The organism is Streptomyces sp. Root1310 (genome assembly GCF_001426425.1).
In the GTDB taxonomy this organism is placed as follows: domain Bacteria; phylum Actinomycetota; class Actinomycetes; order Streptomycetales; family Streptomycetaceae; genus Streptomyces.
Window position 1 is genome coordinate 1,012,649 of sequence record NZ_LMEQ01000001.1, and the last position, 16,571, is coordinate 1,029,219.

The window sequence follows — 16,571 nt, forward strand, 5'->3', positions numbered from 1 at the left end:
GAATCCGAGCATTCGGACTCCGCCCCGGTCGCGCGCCGACGCGCCGTGCGCCGCGCCGTCGCGCCCCCGTCCTACGCCTCGCGCGATCCGGCGTACATCTCGTCGATGAGGTGCTTGTACTCCCGCTCCACGACGGGCCGCTTCAGCTTCAGGCTGGGCGTGATCTCGCCGTGCTCGACGTCCAGGTCCCGGGGCAGCAGCCGGAACTTCTTGATGGTCTGCCAGCGCTGGAGCCCCTCGTTGAGCTGCTTGACGTAGCCGTCGATGAGCTCCACGGTGACGGGCGAGGCGACGACGTCCGCGTACGACTTTCCGGCCAGCCCGTTGTCCTTCGCCCAGTCCAGGAGCGACGGTTCGTCGAGGGCGATGAGCGCCGTGCAGAAGTTCCGGTCGGCGCCGTGCACGAGGATGTTGGAGACGTACGGGCAGACCGCCTTGAACTGTCCCTCGACCTCGGCGGGCGCGATGTACTTGCCGCCGGAGGTCTTGATGAGGTCCTTCTTGCGGTCGGTGATGCGCAGGTACCCGTCGGGCGACAGCTCGCCGATGTCGCCGGTGTGGAACCAGCCGTCGGCCTCCAGGACCTCGGCGGTCTTCTCGGGGAGGCCGTGGTAGCCCTCCATGATGCCGGGGCCGCGCAGCAGGATCTCGCCGTCGTCGGCGATCCGCACCTCCGTGCCGGGCAGCGGCTTGCCGACCGTGCCGGTGCGGTAGGCCTCACCGGGGTTGACGAAGGAGGCCGCGGAGGACTCCGTCAGGCCGTAGCCCTCGAGGATGTGGATGCCGGCTCCGGCGAAGAAGTAGCCGATCTCCGGCGCGAGCGCCGCCGACCCGGAGACACACGCGCGCAGGTTGCCGCCGAAGGCCTCGCGGATCTTGGCGTAGACGAGCGCGTCGGCGACCTTGTGCTTGGCGCCGAGCCCGAACGGGACGGCGGCGGTGCCGGTGCGCCGGAAGTTGTCCTGGGCGGCCTTGGCGTACTCCCGGGAGACCTCGGCGGCCCACTGGAAGATCTTGAACTTGGCTCCGCCGCCCGCCCGGGCCTTGGCGGCGACCCCGTTGTAGACCTTCTCGAAGATGCGCGGCACGGCGGCCATGTACGTCGGCTGGACGACCGGCAGGTTTTCGATGATCTTGTCGACGCGGCCGTCGACGGCGGTGACGTGCCCGACCTCGATCTGGCCCGAGGTGAGGACCTTGCCGAAGACGTGCGCGAGCGGCAGCCACAGGTACTGCACGTCGTCCGGGCCGACCAGGCCGGTCGCGGCGATCGCCTTCGCCATGTACGACCAGTTGTCGTGCGGCAGGCGGACGCCCTTGGGCCGGCCGGTGGTGCCGGAGGTGTAGATCAGGGTGGCGAGCTGGTCCTTCGTGATCGCGCCGACCCGCTCCTTGATCAGCTCGGCTTCCTTCTCCAGCCGGGCGGCGCCGCGCTTCTCCAGCTCGTCGAGGGTGAGGATCCAGTCGGCGGTCTCCACACCGGCTGGGTCGATCACGACCACATGGGTGAGGGCGGGCAGCTCGGCGCGCTTCTCGACGGCCTTGGCGAGCTGGGCCGCGTCCTCGGCGATCAGCACCTTGGACTCGGAGTCCGCGAGGATGAACGCGGACTCGTCGGCGTTGGTCTGCGGGTAGACGGTGGTCGTGGCGGCCCCGGCGCACATGATGCCGAGGTCGGCGAGGATCCATTCGAGCCGGGTCGAGGCGGCGAGCGCGACGCGCTCCTCGGCCCGTACGCCCAGCTCGATCAGGCCGGCCGCGATCGCGTAGACGCGTTCGGCGGCCTGCGCCCAGGTCAGCGACTTCCAGTCGTCCGGGCCCTCACCGGCCGCGGCCGGTACGGGGTACCGGTAGGCCTCGGCGTCGGGCGTGGACGCCACGCGCTCCAGGAAGAGGCCCGCGACGGACGGCGGACGGTTCTCGATCAGTGTCTGTGTGTCGCTCACGACATCCTCCGGGCCCGCGACGATGCGGCTGGCTCATTGCGGCGTCGTTCGACGCGGCGGTTGCTGACAGCGGCGGTTGTTGACGGCGGCTGTTGTTTAACTCACGAGTAACTACCGAGCAGGGATCAGAGTAGAGGGCGACTGGCCAGCACGTAAGGGGCTCCGGGCAGTCACTTTCTCCTGAATACAGCCACAGGGCCCGCCGCGCTGTCGCGCGACGGGCCCTGGAAACCTGCGTGGATCGTGGCTACTTCTTGCCCTTGCCCGATCCCGGGTTGTCGTCACTGCTCAGGACGGCGATGAAGGCCTCCTGCGGAACCTCCACGGAACCCACCATCTTCATCCGCTTCTTGCCCTCCTTCTGCTTCTCCAGAAGCTTCCGCTTACGGGAGATGTCACCGCCGTAGCACTTGGCGAGGACGTCCTTGCGGATGGCGCGGATGGTCTCGCGGGCGATGACCCGGGAGCCGATGGCCGCCTGGATGGGCACCTCGAAGGCCTGCCGCGGGATCAGCTCGCGCAGCTTGGCGACGAGCCGTACGCCGTACGCGTACGCCGCGTCCTTGTGGGTGACCGCCGAGAAGGCGTCCACCTTGTCGCCGTGCAGCAGGATGTCGACCTTGACCAGGCTGGAGGCCTGCTCGCCGGTGGGCTCGTAGTCCAGCGAGGCGTAGCCGCGCGTCTTGGACTTCAGCTGGTCGAAGAAGTCGAAGACGATCTCCGCGAGCGGGAGCGTGTAGCGGATCTCGACCCGGTCCTCGGAGAGGTAGTCCATGCCGAGCAGCGTGCCGCGCCGGGTCTGGCACAGCTCCATGATCGAGCCGATGAACTCGGAGGGCGCGAGGATCGTGGCGCGTACGACGGGCTCGTACACGTCGTCGATCTTCCCCTCGGGGAACTCGCTCGGGTTGGTGACGGTGTGCTCGGAGCCGTCCTCCATGACCACGCGGTAGACCACGTTGGGCGCGGTGGCGATGAGGTCGAGCCCGAACTCGCGCTCCAGCCGCTCGCGGATCACGTCCAGGTGCAGCAGGCCCAGGAAGCCGACGCGGAAACCGAAGCCGAGGGCGGCGGACGTCTCCGGCTCGTACACCAGCGCGGCGTCGTTGAGCTGGAGCTTGTCGAGGGCGTCGCGCAGCTCGGGGTAGTCGGAGCCGTCCAGCGGATACAGACCCGAGAAGACCATCGGCTTCGGGTCCTTGTAACCGCCGAGCGCCTCGGTGGCCCCCTTGTGCAGGGTGGTGATCGTGTCACCGACCTTGGACTGGCGGACGTCCTTCACACCGGTGATCAGATAGCCGACCTCACCGACACCGAGGCCGTCGGCCGACTTCATCTCGGGGGCCGAGACGCCGATCTCCAGCAGCTCGTGCGTCGCGCCGGTGGACATCATGCGGATCCGCTCACGCTTGTTGAGCTGACCGTCGATGACACGCACATACGTCACGACGCCGCGGTAGGAGTCGTACACAGAGTCGAAGATCATGGCGCGCGCGGGGGCGTCCTGGACGCCGACCGGCGCGGGGACGTCGGCCACGACGCGGTCCAGCAGCGCCTCGACGCCCAGACCGGTCTTGGCGGAGACCTTGAGCACGTCCGACGGGTCGCAGCCGATGAGGTTGGCGAGCTCTTCGGAGAACTTCTCGGGCTGCGCGGCCGGCAGGTCGATCTTGTTCAGTACGGGGATGATCTTGAGGTCGTTCTCCATCGCCAGGTAGAGGTTGGCGAGAGTCTGGGCCTCGATGCCCTGGGCGGCGTCGACCAGGAGGACGGTCCCCTCACAGGCGGCCAGCGACCGGGACACCTCGTACGTGAAGTCCACGTGCCCCGGGGTGTCGATCATGTTGAGGATGTGGGTCTTGCCCGGGTCCTCGGTCGGGGCCCAGGGCAGTCGGACCGCCTGGGACTTGATCGTGATGCCGCGCTCACGCTCGATGTCCATGCGGTCGAGGTACTGAGCACGCATCTGGCGCTGATCGACCACTCCGGTCAGCTGGAGCATGCGGTCGGCGAGCGTGGACTTGCCGTGGTCGATGTGCGCGATGATGCAGAAATTGCGGATCAGAGCCGGGTCGGTACGGCTCGGCTCGGGCACATTGTTAGGGGTCGCGGGCACGCAGGGTCCTGTCTCTTGAGGCGCCTTGTGCCTCGGGTCGGATCGATACGTAGGCTCCATGGTCCCACGGGTGGCGACCGGGGACCGGTTTGGGCCACTCGGGGAGCCACTGGTAGTCTGGGCAGCTGTGTCTCCTGCCCTCTCAGCACGAGGCACGTCTCCTCGGAGAACTTCGCGGACAACAATTCTCGGGGAACTTCGAGGCATCTCGGAAACTCATCGGTACGGGACCCGTACGGGCCCGTGCCTGAACCTGAAAAGGCTCATTCGTGGCGAACATCAAGTCCCAGATCAAGCGGATCAAGACCAACGAGAAGGCTCGGCTGCGCAACAAGGCCGTCAAGTCCTCCCTGAAGACCGCGATCCGCAAGGCCCGTGAGGCTGCTGCCGCGGGTGACGTCGAGAAGGCCACCGAGTACCAGCGCGCTGCCGCGCGCCAGCTCGACAAGGCCGTCTCGAAGGGCGTCATCCACAAGAACCAGGCCGCCAACAAGAAGTCGGCGCTTGCTTCCAAGGTCGAGACCCTCAAGGGCTGAATCCCTCAGATCTGATCGCCGGAAGGACCAGGGCGGGCCCTCTCTCATCCGCCCCCGACCGGCACCCAACGGATCGCGCACGGCCTGCGTTCGCCACGCGGGCGCGATCCATCAGCTTGAACCTTGATCCGAAGGCCCCCGCGTCTCGCCCTTCCCCAGGACGAGCACGGGGGCCTTCGGCATGCCGGAACGCCCCCGGGAGGCGACCTCGGAGGCCTCAGGGATCTCAGGAGCGGCTGAGGTGAGGGCGCCGACAGGGCCGTCAGGGCTGAGAGGGCCCATCAGGGCTGTCGGGGCTGTCAGGGGTGAGAGCCCCCGCCAGGGCTGGCGGGGCTGTCGGGGCTGAGAGCGCCGTCAGGACCAGAAGTCGTTGCTCGCGTCGATGTCCCCGACGCACTCGTCGAGATCGCTGATCTTGTCACCGACGATCCGGAAGACGATGCCCCCGTCGTCGTCCATGTGCTTGCCGTTGCGGTCGGCGGTGATCCGGTGCAGGGAGACGGCGTGCCCCCGGTCGTCGACGAGTACGGTGCGCAGGTCGACGCGCAAGGACCCGCCCGTCTCCGAGAACAGCCTGCCGTACATGTCCATGACCGCGTCGAGGCCCTTGAAGTCCCCGGAGAGCATGTGGGAGCCGGGCACGTGGTGCGTACAGTCCCCCGTCATCATCCCTCGCAGGGTGTCCATGTCTCCGCGGGTGAAGGCCTCGTATCCCTTGCGGACGAGCGCCGCGTGCGGGTGTTCAGCCATGTCGATCGCCACCTTTCCCATGCGTCGGCGATGTGCGGCTGGTACCCCCGATTCTCCTCCCCGGCAGGGGAACGGCTACTGGATCACCCCCGCCGACACCCGGGACGGACGGCTAACCGCGTCCCCCGGACCGGGCCGCCCGCGCGACCGCCACGACGGCCTTCTCCAGGGCGTATTCCGGGTCGTCGCCGCCGCCCTTGACTCCCGCGTCCGCATCGGCGACGGCCCGCAGCGCGGCGGCCACTCCGTCCGGCGTCCAGCCCCGCATCTGCTGGCGCACCCGGTCGATCTTCCACGGCGGCATGCCCAGCTCCCGGGCGAGATCGGCCGGCCGGCCACCCCGCGCCGAGGACAGCTTGCCGATGGCCCGCACTCCCTGGGCCAGCGCACTCGTGATCAGCACCGGCGCGACCCCGGTCGCCAGCGACCAGCGCAGCGCCTCCAGTGCCTCGGCGGCCCGCCCCTCCACCGCGCGGTCGGCGACGGTGAAGCTCGAGGCCTCGGCCCGCCCCGTGTAGTACCGCCCGACGACGGCCTCGTCGATGGTCCCCTCGACATCGGCGACCAGCTGGGACACGGCCGAGGCCAGCTCCCGCAGATCGCTGCCGATGGCGTCGACGAGCGACTGGCACGCCTCGGGCGTGGCCGACCGCCCGGTGGCCCGGAACTCCTGCCGCACGAAGGCCAGCCGGTCCGCCGGCTTGGTCATCTTCGGACAGGCCACCTCCCGCGCCCCCGCCTTGCGCGCGGCGTCCAGCAGCCCCTTGCCCTTGACTCCGCCGGCGTGCAGCAGCACCAGCGTGATCTCCTCGGCTGGCGACCCCAGATACGCCTTGACGTCCTTGACCGTGTCGGCGGACAGGTCGTGCGCGTTGCGTACGACCACGACCTTGCGTTCCGCGAAGAGCGAGGGGCTGGTCAGCTCGGCGAGGGTGCCGGGCTGCACCTGGTCCGGGGTCAGGTCGCGCACGTCCGTGTCGGCGTCGGCGGCCCTGGCGGCGGCCACCACCTCCTGCACGGCACGGTCGAGCAGGAGGTCCTCCTGGCCCACGGCAAGCGTCACCGGGGCGAGAGGGTCGTCATTCGCAGTCTTCCTGGCCATCACCGAAAGCATCCCACGAGCCACTGACAACCCGGCCCGCACCGACGGGCCGCCGAGGGGTCACGGTCACGGCTCCTCCCGCCAGCCCTCCCACTCCCCCGCGAACTCGTCGAGCGCCGCTGCGTCGAGGCGTTCCTCCTCGTCCCGCAGCAGGACGAGCCACTGCGCGTCCTCCGCGTCGTCCTCCCCCGCCAACGCGTCCCGGACGACCCTCGGCTCCTCGCGCACCCCGAACCGGTCCCCGAGCGCCTGGGCCACCTCCTCCGCGGCATCGCGATCGGGCAGCACCAGCACATGTCTCACATCACTCACCGCGCCATTTTCCGACACGCCCCGGGGCAGTCCCCAGGCGGTACCCACCCGGTGCCCGACAACGCCTCGACCGGCCCTTCCGAAGCGCCTCGACCGGTCCTTCCGGCCAGTCCTTCCGATGTGCCTCGACCAGTCCTTCCGATGTGCCTCGATCAGTCCTTCCGAGTGCTTCGACCGGTCACCCCGGAGAGCGCCCAACCGGCCTCCCCGGACAGTGCCCAACCGGTCCCCCGGGGCCCCCGGACAGTGCCCCGAGCCCCATGGCCCCCGGACGGTCATCCCACCCGCTCGGCCGAGAGATTCTCGGCCCGCACGGCCCTCAGTCCCGCGCCACCCGCAGTTCCCCGTCCGTACCGGTGGCGACCGCCAGCGCCCCGTCCCGGTCCGTCCGCAGCACCGCCGCCCCTCCCGCGCGCAACGCCGCGACCGTGCTGGGCGCGGGGTGCCCGTACGGGTTGTCCGCGCCGCACGAGATCAACGCCAGCCGTGGCGCCACGGCGCGTATGAGGTCGGGGTCCTGGTAGGCCGAGCCGTGATGGGCCACCTTGAGCACGTCCACCCCGCGGACCAGCGGTGCCGCCGACGATCGCGACAACGCCCGCTGGGCCGGGGGTTCGAGATCGCCGAGCAGCAGCATCCGCAGCCCGGCCACCCGCACGAGCAACGTCACGCTCGCGTCGTTCGGCCCGTCCGGGCGCGGTACCGGATGCGGCGGCGGCCAGAGCACCTCCCAGTCGAGAGCGCCGACCCGCCGCCGCTCCCCGGCCGCGGCCCGCACCACCGGCACCTGCCTCGCCGCCGCCTCCCTCCGTACGAACTCCACCTGGTCCAGGGGCTCCTCGAACCCCGTCGTCTCGATCGCCCCCACCGCCCGGCCCCGCAGCACCCCCGGCAGCCCGGCCACGTGATCCGCGTGGAAGTGGGTCAGCACGACGAGCGGCACCCGGGTGATCCCCAGCTTGCGCAGACACCGGTCGACCAGGGTCGGGTCCGGCCCGGCGTCCACCACCACGCCGGTGCCCCCGCCCGCCGCCAGGACGGTCGCGTCCCCCTGTCCCACGTCGCACATCGCGAGCCGCCAGCCCGGTGGCGGCCAGCCCGTGAGCACCCGGGTCAGTGGCGGCGGTTGCACCACCGCGAGCAGGAGCAGCACCCCGCAGACCGCGCACAGCCACGGGTGTCCCGCCAGTCGTCGCCCCAGCAACACCACCACGCCCGTGACCAAAGCGAGCAGGAACGCCCCACCCCAGCTCCCGGGCCAGTCCACTCCCCCGCCGGGCAGCGCCGCCCCGGTCCGTGCCACACCGGCGATCCACCCGGCCGGCCAACTCGCGCACCACGCCAGCGCCTCGGCCACCGGCATCGCCACGGGAGCCGTCGCCAGCACCGCGAAGCCCAGCACCGTGGCCGGCGCGACCGCGAACTCCACCAGGAGATTGCAGGGCACCGCCACCAGACTCACCCGCGCCGACAGCACCGCCACGACCGGTGCGCACAGCGCCTGCGCGGCTCCCGCGGCCGCCAACGCCTCAGCGAGCCGCGGGGGCACCCTCCGCCGTCGCAGCGCGGCACTCCAGCGTGGCGCCAGCGTCAGCAGGGCCCCGGTGGCCAGGACGGACAGCAGGAACCCGTAGCTCCGGGCCAGCCACGGGTCGTAGAGCACCAGCAGCAGCACCGCCGTCGCCAGCGCGGGGATCAGGGACCGGCGGAGGCCGGTCGCCAGCGCTAGCAGCACGATCGCTCCGCAGGCCGCGGCGCGCAGCACGCTCGGGTCGGGCCGGCACACCACCACGAAACCGAGGGTGAGCGCTCCGCCGAGCAGCGCGGTCGCCCGGAGCGGGACGCCGAGGCGAGGTGCGAGACCGCGTCGCTCGACGTGCTGGGCCAGCCCGGGCGGGCCGAGGAGCAGGGCGAGGATGATCGTGAGGTTGCTCCCGGAAACAGCGAGGGTGTGGGCCAGATCCGTCGCCTTGAACGCCTCGTCCAGTTCGGGCGTGATCCGCGAGATGTCCCCGACGACCAGCCCCGGCAGCAGTGCCCTCGCGTCCGCCGGAAGCCCGTCGGTGGCCGCCCGCAGCCCCGCCCGCAGCCGCCCGGCCAACTGCTGCGCGCCCGAGGGCTCCCGCACGACCGACGGCACCGCCCGGCCCCGCACCCGCAGCACGGCCGCGAACCGGTCACCACCGGCCAGCGCGGGCACCAGCCGCCCGGTCACCCGCACCCGTGTGGACGGCAACAGCCCCAGCCACGAAGCCCCGGACCGCGCCCCGGCCCACATCCCGGATCCCGGCACACCGCCGGCTCCAGCCCGACCGGCAGCCTCCTCGGCAATCCCGCCGTACGCCTGACGACCAGGCTCATGATGACCGGACACCAGATCGCCGCGCACCAGACCGTCGGGTGCCGGGCGGCCAGGCCCCAGACCGCCGCGCACCAGACCACCGGGTGCCGGGTGGCCCGGCTCCAGACCGCCGGGGGCCAGGCGGCCCGGCGTCTCCCGGCTTCCGGGGTTCACCCGGGCCCCACCCTCGCCCCACCGCGAGCCGACATCCACCACCAGCAGCACCGGGGCCCGCGTCGCCACCGCCGTCCGGGTCGCCCCCTCGACTCTGCGCACCTCGGCGTTGATCAGGACGCTGTCCGGGGTCACGTGGTCCCCTCTGACCCGGGGCCGGGTGAGCCGTGGGTCGGAGGTGATCTCGACCTCGGCGGTGACGGTCGCGTACTCCCGCGCCAACTCCGGCACCGGTCCCCGGCGCAGATCGGCCCCGTGCAGCCCGGCCGACGCGGCGGCCGCACCCACGCAGAGCAACGAGGCGGCGACGGTCACCCGGGGCCACATGCGCCCACCGGCAACAGGACCTGCAACGGGACCTGCAACGGGACCCGCTTCAAGATCGTCAACAGGACCGGCAGCGGGACCCGCTTCGGGACCCACGCCACGCCCCGCCGCGCGCCGGCTCACGATCAGAAGGGCACCGGCGGCCAGGAGGCAGCCGGCAACGACGCCACCCACCACCCCCGAAGACGCGTCCAACGTCAGCGCCGCCGTCGCCCAGGCCGCCAGCGCGGGTGGTACGAGCCGTAGATCCACCGGCCCTTCCTGACGTGGATGGGCGTCGCCCAGCCTCTTCCCGGAGGCCGCGTGCACGGCTCGGCGGGCAGCCGAGCCGGGTCCCGCCCGAACACCGGCGAAACCGGTGTCTTCGCGCCTCATGGCCGCACAAGATTCCGCAGGTCGGCGAAGCGTCGCTCGCCGATGCCGTTGACCTCGCGCAGTTCGTCCACCGATCGGAAACCCCCGTGCTGCGCCCGGTAGTCGATGATGTGCTGCGCCAGCACGGGGCCGACGCCCGGCAGCGTGTCGAACTGGTCCACGGTGGCCGTGTTGAGGGACACCGGCGCCGGGGGTCCGCCTCCCGTGCCGGCACCGGTGGCACCCGCCGCCGCCCCTGCTCCCGTCCCGGCGTCACCGGTCTGCGGCGCGGGGAAGCCGACGACGACCTGTTCCCCGTCCACGAGAAAACGCGCGCGGTTGAGACCGTCGGTGTCGGTACCCGGTCGCACACCACCGGCCGCGTCCAGTGCGTCGACCACCCGTGAACCTGCCGGGAGACGGTGGATGCCGGGCTTCCTCACCTTGCCGCTGACGTCCACCACGATCTCGGCCCCGGCCGTACCGCCGGCGCCCGGCGGACCTGCGGAAGGAGCGCTCCCGGCAGCCGAGTTGAGCTCTCCCGCCGCATAGGGCGCGGCGGCCCGCACCACCTCCGGTGCCCGCACCGGCTGAGCCCGGCCGACCCAGAAGTGCTGCGCGGCGAAGGCGGCGGCGACGACGAGCAGCACCGAGAGCGCCAGCACACTCCTGCGTTCCAGTCCGCAGCGCGCCAGCAGCCACACCGGCATCCGCTCCCGCAGAGCAAGCCCCACCCGCTCCGGCCAGGGCCCGGCGACACGAGGAGCACGCCCCTTGCGCATCTCATCGCCGTCGCTGCCGCCGTCGCTGTCGCTGTCGCTGTCGCTGTCGACGTCGGCGTGCCGCCCGCCCGCGTCGTCGGGCACCACTACCTGCGGCGCACCCGTCCTCTTCAGAACACCCGGGGCAACCGGCACCCCACCCGCCACCGCCACCGCCCCACCCGCAGACTCCAGCGCACCCGACGCACCCGACGCACGGACCAGGACAGCACCCCTGCCACCCCCGCCATCCCCACCAGTGCCATCATCCCGACCGCCTCCACCCGGCGGCCCCACCCCCATCTCTCCTTGCTCCCCGGGCCGTTCGGCGAAGAGCGCCTTCGCCCGGCGACGGATCTCCTCCGCCGAGGCGTGCCGGGGCCCGGTCCGGCCGACGACAGAGGGACGGGGGCGGGGACGGTGCGAACGGCCGTCGGAGCCGGGGCCCCGGCCGGGGCCGCTGGTCGCGTTCGGGCTGCGTGGACGTGATCGAAGTGCCATGCGACGAGGATCGGACACTTCGCCACGCCGCGATGATCTTGCTCAACTTCCGGGGACGAACGCCCGCTTGTGGACAACTCCGCCACTCACACGAGTGAGCCGAGCCTTCAGCGCGGCGAGACCACGACGCCCAGCAGTCCCGGCCCGGTGTGCGCACCGATCACCGCGCCGACCTCGCTCACATGCAGGTCGGCGAGTCCGGGCACGCGGGACCGCAGACGGTCGGCGAGCGCGGACGCCCGGTCGGGAGCGGCTAGATGGTGCACGGCGATGTCGACCGACCCGCTGCCCGCCCGCTCCGCCCCGAGTTCCTCCAGGCGGGCGATCGCCTTCGACGCCGTCCTCACCTTCTCCAGGAGGTCGATACGCCCCCCGCTCAGCTGGAGCAGTGGCTTCACCGCGAGCGCGGAGCCCAACAGGGCCTGGGCGGCGCCGATCCGGCCGCCGCGGCGCAGGTACTCCAGGGTGTCGACGTAGAAATAGGCGGAGGTGCCGGCGGCCCGTTTCTCCGCCGCGGTGACCGCCTCGTCGACCGTGCCGCCCGCCTCGGCGACCTCGGCCGCCGCGAGCGCGCAGAAGCCGAGCGCCATCGCGACCATGCCGGTGTCCACCACCCGCACCGGTACCGGCGCCTCACGCGCCGCGACCACCGCGGCGTCGTAGGTGCCGGACAGTTCGGCGGAGAGGTGCAATGAGACGATGCCGGTGGCACCGGACTCGGCGATCCTGCGGTACGTCTCGGCGAAGAGCTGGGGGCTGGGACGCGAGGTGGTGACGGAACGTCGCTTCTGCAAGGCCTGGGCGAGGGAGCGGGTGGAGATCTCGTTGCCCTCTTCGAGAGCCTGGTCGCCGAGGACGACGGTCAGGGGCACCGAGGTGATGCCATGACGCTCCATCGTCCGCTGCGGCAAGTAGGCCGTTGAATCCGTGACGATCGCGACATGGCGGGACATGACCTGGAGGTTACCTGGCGTAGCCCCCGTGCGGCAGCCCGGCCCCTCGCAGCTGGACCGCCCTTGACCGAATCCGGTACCACTCCTGACGGCACCTGATCCATGCCCGTCACCTGATGAACCGGGACCCCGGAGGGCAGGAGTCCGGCCCCGGCCTCAGGTGGTGCTCTCGGGGCGCGGCTTCTTCTGCCACGGGTAGGTGGGGCGCGGTCCCGGCGGGGTGATCGCGGGCCGGGTCGGCTCCTGCACGGTGCGCGCGCCGGGTGTCTCCGGCCAGGTCTGTCCTTCCGCCGCGCTGTCGGCGGCCGGCGCCTCGGGCCACGGGGGCGGGGGCGTCTGCGTGGAGGGGTCCGCCGTGGTCCAGTGGCGAAGAGCGCCGGCCTCGACGTCGATCTGGGCGCTGAGGGAGTCGAGGTCGTCGTCCGCGAAGCGGCGGGCCCGGTCGCGGGCCGCCCAGCGCAGCGAGTCCGCCGATCCCGTGACGCGCTCGATGCGCTCCCGCAGCGAGGGCAGCCGCGCGGCCAGCGTCGCCCGGTCCGGTTCCGACTCCAGGCGCTTGAGCTCGTTGTCCAGTTCGTGCCCGTGCGCGCTGAGCCTCTGGAACAGGGCGAGGGACTCCTTGAGGGACTCGTCTTCGGTGACGCCGGCGTGCAGCGCGTCCTGGGTCGCCCGCATCGATGTGCGCAGCTTGAGCCTCAGCTGGGCGATCTCGCCGGCCGGTCCGAACTGGGTGAAGGACTTGGCCCGCAGCGTGTGGTCCTCGACCGTGCGCCGGGCCTGGTCGATGGTGCGGTCGACGCCCCGCTTCGCGGCTCCGACCACCTTCACCGTGGCGTAGGCGCCGAGCACCACAAAGAGCAGGAAGAGCAGGGCGACTACTGCGATCACTGCTTCCACGAGCTCCTCCTCCGGCCTGCCACGACACATCCGGCGCCGCACAGGGCACGCCGCACTTCAAACGGTAAACGAGACGGGCAGGCTCGGAGTTCCAGAAGAACCCCGAACCTGCCCGTAGGGGACTACCCGGAGCCGCACCCACCGGCCCGCGGCACCCGGCCCGGCCACGCGTCCAGCGCGGCCGTCACCTTCAAGCCCGAGCCCGAGCCCGAGCCCCAGCCCTGGCCCGAGCCCGCGCTCCCGCTCACGCTCAGGCTTTAGCTCCCGCTCCCGCTCACGCAGGAACGATGTTCACCAGCTTCGGCGCCCGCACGATGACCTTGCGGATACCGGCCCCGCCCAGCGCCTTCACGACACCCTCGTCGGCCAGCGCCACCTTCTCCAGCTCCTCGTCGGAGATCGCCGGGGACACCTCCAGGCGCGCCTTGACCTTGCCCTTGATCTGTACGACGCAGGTCACGCTCTCGTCCACGACGTACGCGGGGTCGGCGACGGGCAGGTCCCGGTGCACGACCGAGTCGGTGTGGCCCAGCCTGCGCCACAGCTCCTCGGCGATGTGCGGGGCCAGCGGGGCGACCAGCAGCACCAGGGCCTCGGCGACGGAACGCGGCACCGCGCCGCCCACCTTGGTCAGGTGGTTGTTCAGCTCGGTGATCTTCGCGATGGCGGTGTTGAAGCGCAGACCCTCCAGGTCCTGCCGCACTCCGTCGATCGCCTTGTGCAGGGCCCGCAGGGTGTCCACGTCGATGTCGGCGTCCTCGACCTCGACGACGCTCAGCTCGCCGGTGGTCTCGTCGACGACGTTGCGCCACAGCCGCTGCAGCAGGCGGTACTGGCCCACCACCGCGCGCGTGTCCCACGGCCGCGACACGTCCAGCGGGCCCATCGCCATCTCGTACAGACGCAGGGTGTCCGCGCCGTACTCGACGCAGATCTCGTCCGGAGTGACCGCGTTCTTCAGGGACTTGCCCATCTTGCCCAGCAGCCGGCTGACCTTCTCGCCCTGGTGGAAGTACGCGCCGTCGCGCTCCTCCACCTCGGCGGCCGGCACCGGGAAGCCGCGGCTGTCGCGGTAGACGTAGGCCTGGATCATGCCCTGGTTGAACAGCTTGTGGAACGGCTCCGCGGAGGAGACGTGTCCCAGGTCGAACAGGACCTTGGACCAGAAGCGCGCGTACAGCAGGTGCAGCACGGCGTGCTCGGCGCCACCGACGTACAGGTCGACACCGCCGTGCGGCTGACCCTCGCGGGGGCCCATCCAGTACTGCTCGATCTCCGGGTCGACCAGCTTCTCGCTGTTGTGCGGGTCCAGGTAGCGCAGTTCGTACCAGCAGGAACCGGCCCAGTTGGGCATGGTGTTGGTCTCGCGGCGGTACCTGCGCGGACCGTTGCCGTCGCCCAGGTCCAGGGTGACGTTCACCCAGTCCTCGTTGCGCGACAGCGGCGTCTCCGGGGAGGTGTTCGCGTCGTCCGGGTCGAAGGTGCGGGGCGAGTAGTCCTCGACCTCCGGCAGCTCCAGGGGCAGCATCGACTCGGGCAGCGAGTGGGCGACGCCGTCCTCGTCGTAGACGATCGGGAAGGGCTCGCCCCAGTAGCGCTGGCGGCTGAACAGCCAGTCACGCAGGCGGAAGTTGACGGTGCCCTCGCCGATGCCCTTGCGGGCCAGCCACTCGGTGATGCGGGCCTTGGCGTCGACGACACCCAGGCCGTCCAGCGAGATGTCCTCGTTGGACGAGGCGATGATCTTCGCGTCGTACGAGCCGAAGGCGTTCTCCCACGTCGACGTGTCGGTGCCGCGGCCGTCGGTCGGCTCGACGATGCAGCGGATCGGCAGCTCGAAGGCGCGCGCGAACTCGAAGTCGCGCTGGTCGCCCGCCGGGACGGCCATGATCGCGCCGGTGCCGTAGCCCATCAGCACGTAGTCGGCGATGAAGACGGGGACCTGCTCGCCGTTGACCGGGTTGGTCGCGTACACGCCGGTGAAGACGCCGGTCTTGTCCTTGGCCTCGGCCTGGCGCTCGACGTCGGACTTGGACTCGGCCTGCGCCCGGTACGCGGCGACGGCCTCGGCCGGGGTCGCGTGGCCGCCGGTCCAGACGTCGTGCGTGCCCTCGGGCCAGGCGTCCGGGGTGAACTTGTCGACCAGCGGGTGCTCGGGCGCCAGGACCATGTAGGTCGCGCCGAACAGGGTGTCCGGGCGCGTGGTGAAGACCGTGATGCGCTCGCCGTCCACGGGGAAGTCGACGCGGGCGCCCTCGGAGCGGCCGATCCAGTTGCGCTGCTGCAGCTTGATCGCCTCGGGCCAGTCCAGGGCGTCCAGGTCGTCCAGCAGGCGGTCCGCGTAGGCGGTGATGCGCATGTTCCACTGGCGCAGCTTGGCCTTGAAGACGGGGAAGTTGCCGCGCTCGGAACGGCCGTCGGCGGTGACCTCCTCGTTGGCCAGCACGGTGCCCAGGCCGGGGCACCAGTTGACCGGGGCGTCGGAGGCGTAGGCCAGGCGGTACTCGCTCAGGACGTCGGCGCGCTCGGCGGCGGTCAGCTCGTTCCACGCGCGCGTGTGGCCCGGTACGCCGCGCTCACCGGACTCGAACTGGGCGACCAGTTCGGCGATCGGGCGGGCCTTGTCCGCCTCGCTGTCGTACCAGGAGTTGAAGATCTGCAGGAAGATCCACTGGGTCCACTTGTAGTAGTCCGGGTCGATCGTGGCGAACGACCGGCGCTTGTCGTGGCCCAGACCCAGCCGGCGCAGCTGGGACTTCATGTTGTTGATCGCCGCTTCGGTGGTGATCCGAGGGTGCTCGCCCGTCTGCACGGCATGCTGCTCGGCGGGCAGGCCGAAGGCGTCGAAGCCCAGGGTGTGCAGGACGTTGTGGCCGGTCATGCGCTGGAAGCGTGCGAAGACGTCGGTCGCGATGTAGCCCAGGGGGTGGCCGACGTGCAGGCCCGCACCGGAGGGGTACGGGAACATGTCCATGATGAACTTCTTGGGCCGGGCCACCAGCTCGGGGTCACCGGCCAGGTCGCCCTTCGGGTTCGGCGCGGCGTACGTACCCTCGGCGTCCCAGAAGTCCTGCCAGCGTGCCTCGATCTCGGCGGCCATGGCAGCCGTGTAGCGGTGCGGCGCGGCCTCCGCCGGTGCAGCGGCGGCAGCGGGGTTCGTCTCGCTCATGGTCCTCAAAGCTCCATCGATCGTCTCTGCCAGCGGGTTGTCGTCCAGGAAACGAAAAATCCCCTCGCACAGGAGGGGACGCCGCGCCGATTCCGAACCGTCCGTTCACCGGCGGTCGGGACTGATCAGCGCGGCTCGCTAAGCAGAAGGCGTACAGCACGCATGGCGTTAGGGTACCGCAGGCCTTGAGCAAGCCGCGACGCTCGTACGTATGCATGGTCGCGACACCGTTGCTGCGACCAGAATGGCGAGGCCGGAACTGAATCAAGGTCAAGGGTTACTTCGCGTAACAGTAGCTAAGGGACATCACAACAGTCACATTGTCGTTTGAT

At 71.0% G+C, this 16,571-nt stretch carries 11 protein-coding genes; 1 reads left to right on the forward strand and 10 read right to left on the reverse strand.

From position 1 onward, the window contains the following. Positions 1-71 precede the first annotated feature (71 nt). Entirely contained in the window at positions 72-1,946 is a 1,875-nt protein-coding gene (locus ASD48_RS04570; protein WP_057600026.1) for an AMP-dependent synthetase/ligase, read from the reverse strand. Positions 1,947-2,193: 247 nt separating this feature from the next. Then, on the reverse strand, positions 2,194-4,062 hold the full coding sequence (lepA, locus tag ASD48_RS04575) for a translation elongation factor 4 (protein WP_057600027.1): 1,869 nt from the start codon (positions 4,060-4,062) through the stop codon (positions 2,194-2,196). 269 nt (positions 4,063-4,331) lie between these two features. Here lepA and rpsT point away from each other — a divergent pair, with 269 nt between their 5' ends. After that, a complete protein-coding gene (gene rpsT / locus ASD48_RS04580) occupies positions 4,332-4,598 on the forward strand; it encodes a 30S ribosomal protein S20 (RefSeq protein WP_020127768.1) in 267 nt (88 codons plus the stop codon). A gap of 354 nt (positions 4,599-4,952) precedes the next feature. On the opposite strand, the gene ASD48_RS04585 is transcribed toward rpsT, so the two are convergent. The 8 genes from ASD48_RS04585 to leuS form a co-directional block, all read right to left on the reverse strand. Next, positions 4,953-5,348: a nuclear transport factor 2 family protein gene (locus ASD48_RS04585; RefSeq protein WP_057601002.1), complete on the reverse strand. Its 396-nt coding sequence runs from the start codon at positions 5,346-5,348 to the stop codon at positions 4,953-4,955. A 112-nt stretch (positions 5,349-5,460) separates the two neighbouring features. After that, positions 5,461-6,450 (reverse strand): DNA polymerase III subunit delta, encoded by a 990-nt coding sequence (gene holA, locus ASD48_RS04590; RefSeq protein WP_199875637.1) that lies wholly within the window; start codon positions 6,448-6,450, stop codon positions 5,461-5,463. A 66-nt stretch (positions 6,451-6,516) separates the two neighbouring features. After that, complete coding sequence (locus ASD48_RS04595) at positions 6,517-6,762, reverse strand: hypothetical protein (RefSeq protein WP_057600029.1); 246 nt, start codon at positions 6,760-6,762, stop codon at positions 6,517-6,519. 319 nt (positions 6,763-7,081) lie between these two features. After that, positions 7,082-9,604 carry a ComEC/Rec2 family competence protein gene (locus ASD48_RS04600; protein ID WP_057600030.1) on the reverse strand — a complete coding sequence of 841 codons (2,523 nt, stop codon included), beginning with the start codon at positions 9,602-9,604 and terminating at the stop codon, positions 7,082-7,084. Positions 9,605-9,975: 371 nt separating this feature from the next. Next, positions 9,976-11,220, reverse strand: a complete 1,245-nt coding sequence (locus ASD48_RS44680; RefSeq protein WP_057600031.1) for a ComEA family DNA-binding protein — start codon at positions 11,218-11,220, stop codon at positions 9,976-9,978. 107 nt (positions 11,221-11,327) lie between these two features. Continuing rightward, entirely contained in the window at positions 11,328-12,173 is an 846-nt protein-coding gene (locus tag ASD48_RS04610) for a DegV family protein (RefSeq protein WP_057600032.1), read from the reverse strand. Between the two features lie 156 nt (positions 12,174-12,329). Further along, on the reverse strand, positions 12,330-13,070 hold the full coding sequence (locus ASD48_RS04615) for a hypothetical protein (protein ID WP_057600033.1): 741 nt from the start codon (positions 13,068-13,070) through the stop codon (positions 12,330-12,332). Between the two features lie 274 nt (positions 13,071-13,344). Further along, entirely contained in the window at positions 13,345-16,239 is a 2,895-nt protein-coding gene (gene leuS, locus ASD48_RS04620) for a leucine--tRNA ligase (RefSeq protein WP_057600034.1), read from the reverse strand. Positions 16,240-16,571: the final 332 nt, after the last annotated feature.

What these genes read in the sequence shown, in the direction of transcription:
- ASD48_RS04585 (WP_057601002.1), bottom strand. Translation starts at nt 5,348, where the DNA reads ATGGCTGAACACCCGCACGCGGCGCTCGTCCGCAAGGGATACGAGGCC.
- holA (WP_199875637.1), bottom strand. Translation starts at nt 6,450, where the DNA reads ATGGCCAGGAAGACTGCGAATGACGACCCTCTCGCCCCGGTGACGCTT.
- ASD48_RS04600 (WP_057600030.1), bottom strand. Translation starts at nt 9,604, where the DNA reads ATGTGGCCCCGGGTGACCGTCGCCGCCTCGTTGCTCTGCGTGGGTGCG.
- ASD48_RS44680 (WP_057600031.1), bottom strand. Translation starts at nt 11,220, where the DNA reads ATGGCACTTCGATCACGTCCACGCAGCCCGAACGCGACCAGCGGCCCC.
- ASD48_RS04610 (WP_057600032.1), bottom strand. Translation starts at nt 12,173, where the DNA reads ATGTCCCGCCATGTCGCGATCGTCACGGATTCAACGGCCTACTTGCCG.
- leuS (WP_057600034.1), bottom strand. Translation starts at nt 16,239, where the DNA reads ATGAGCGAGACGAACCCCGCTGCCGCCGCTGCACCGGCGGAGGCCGCG.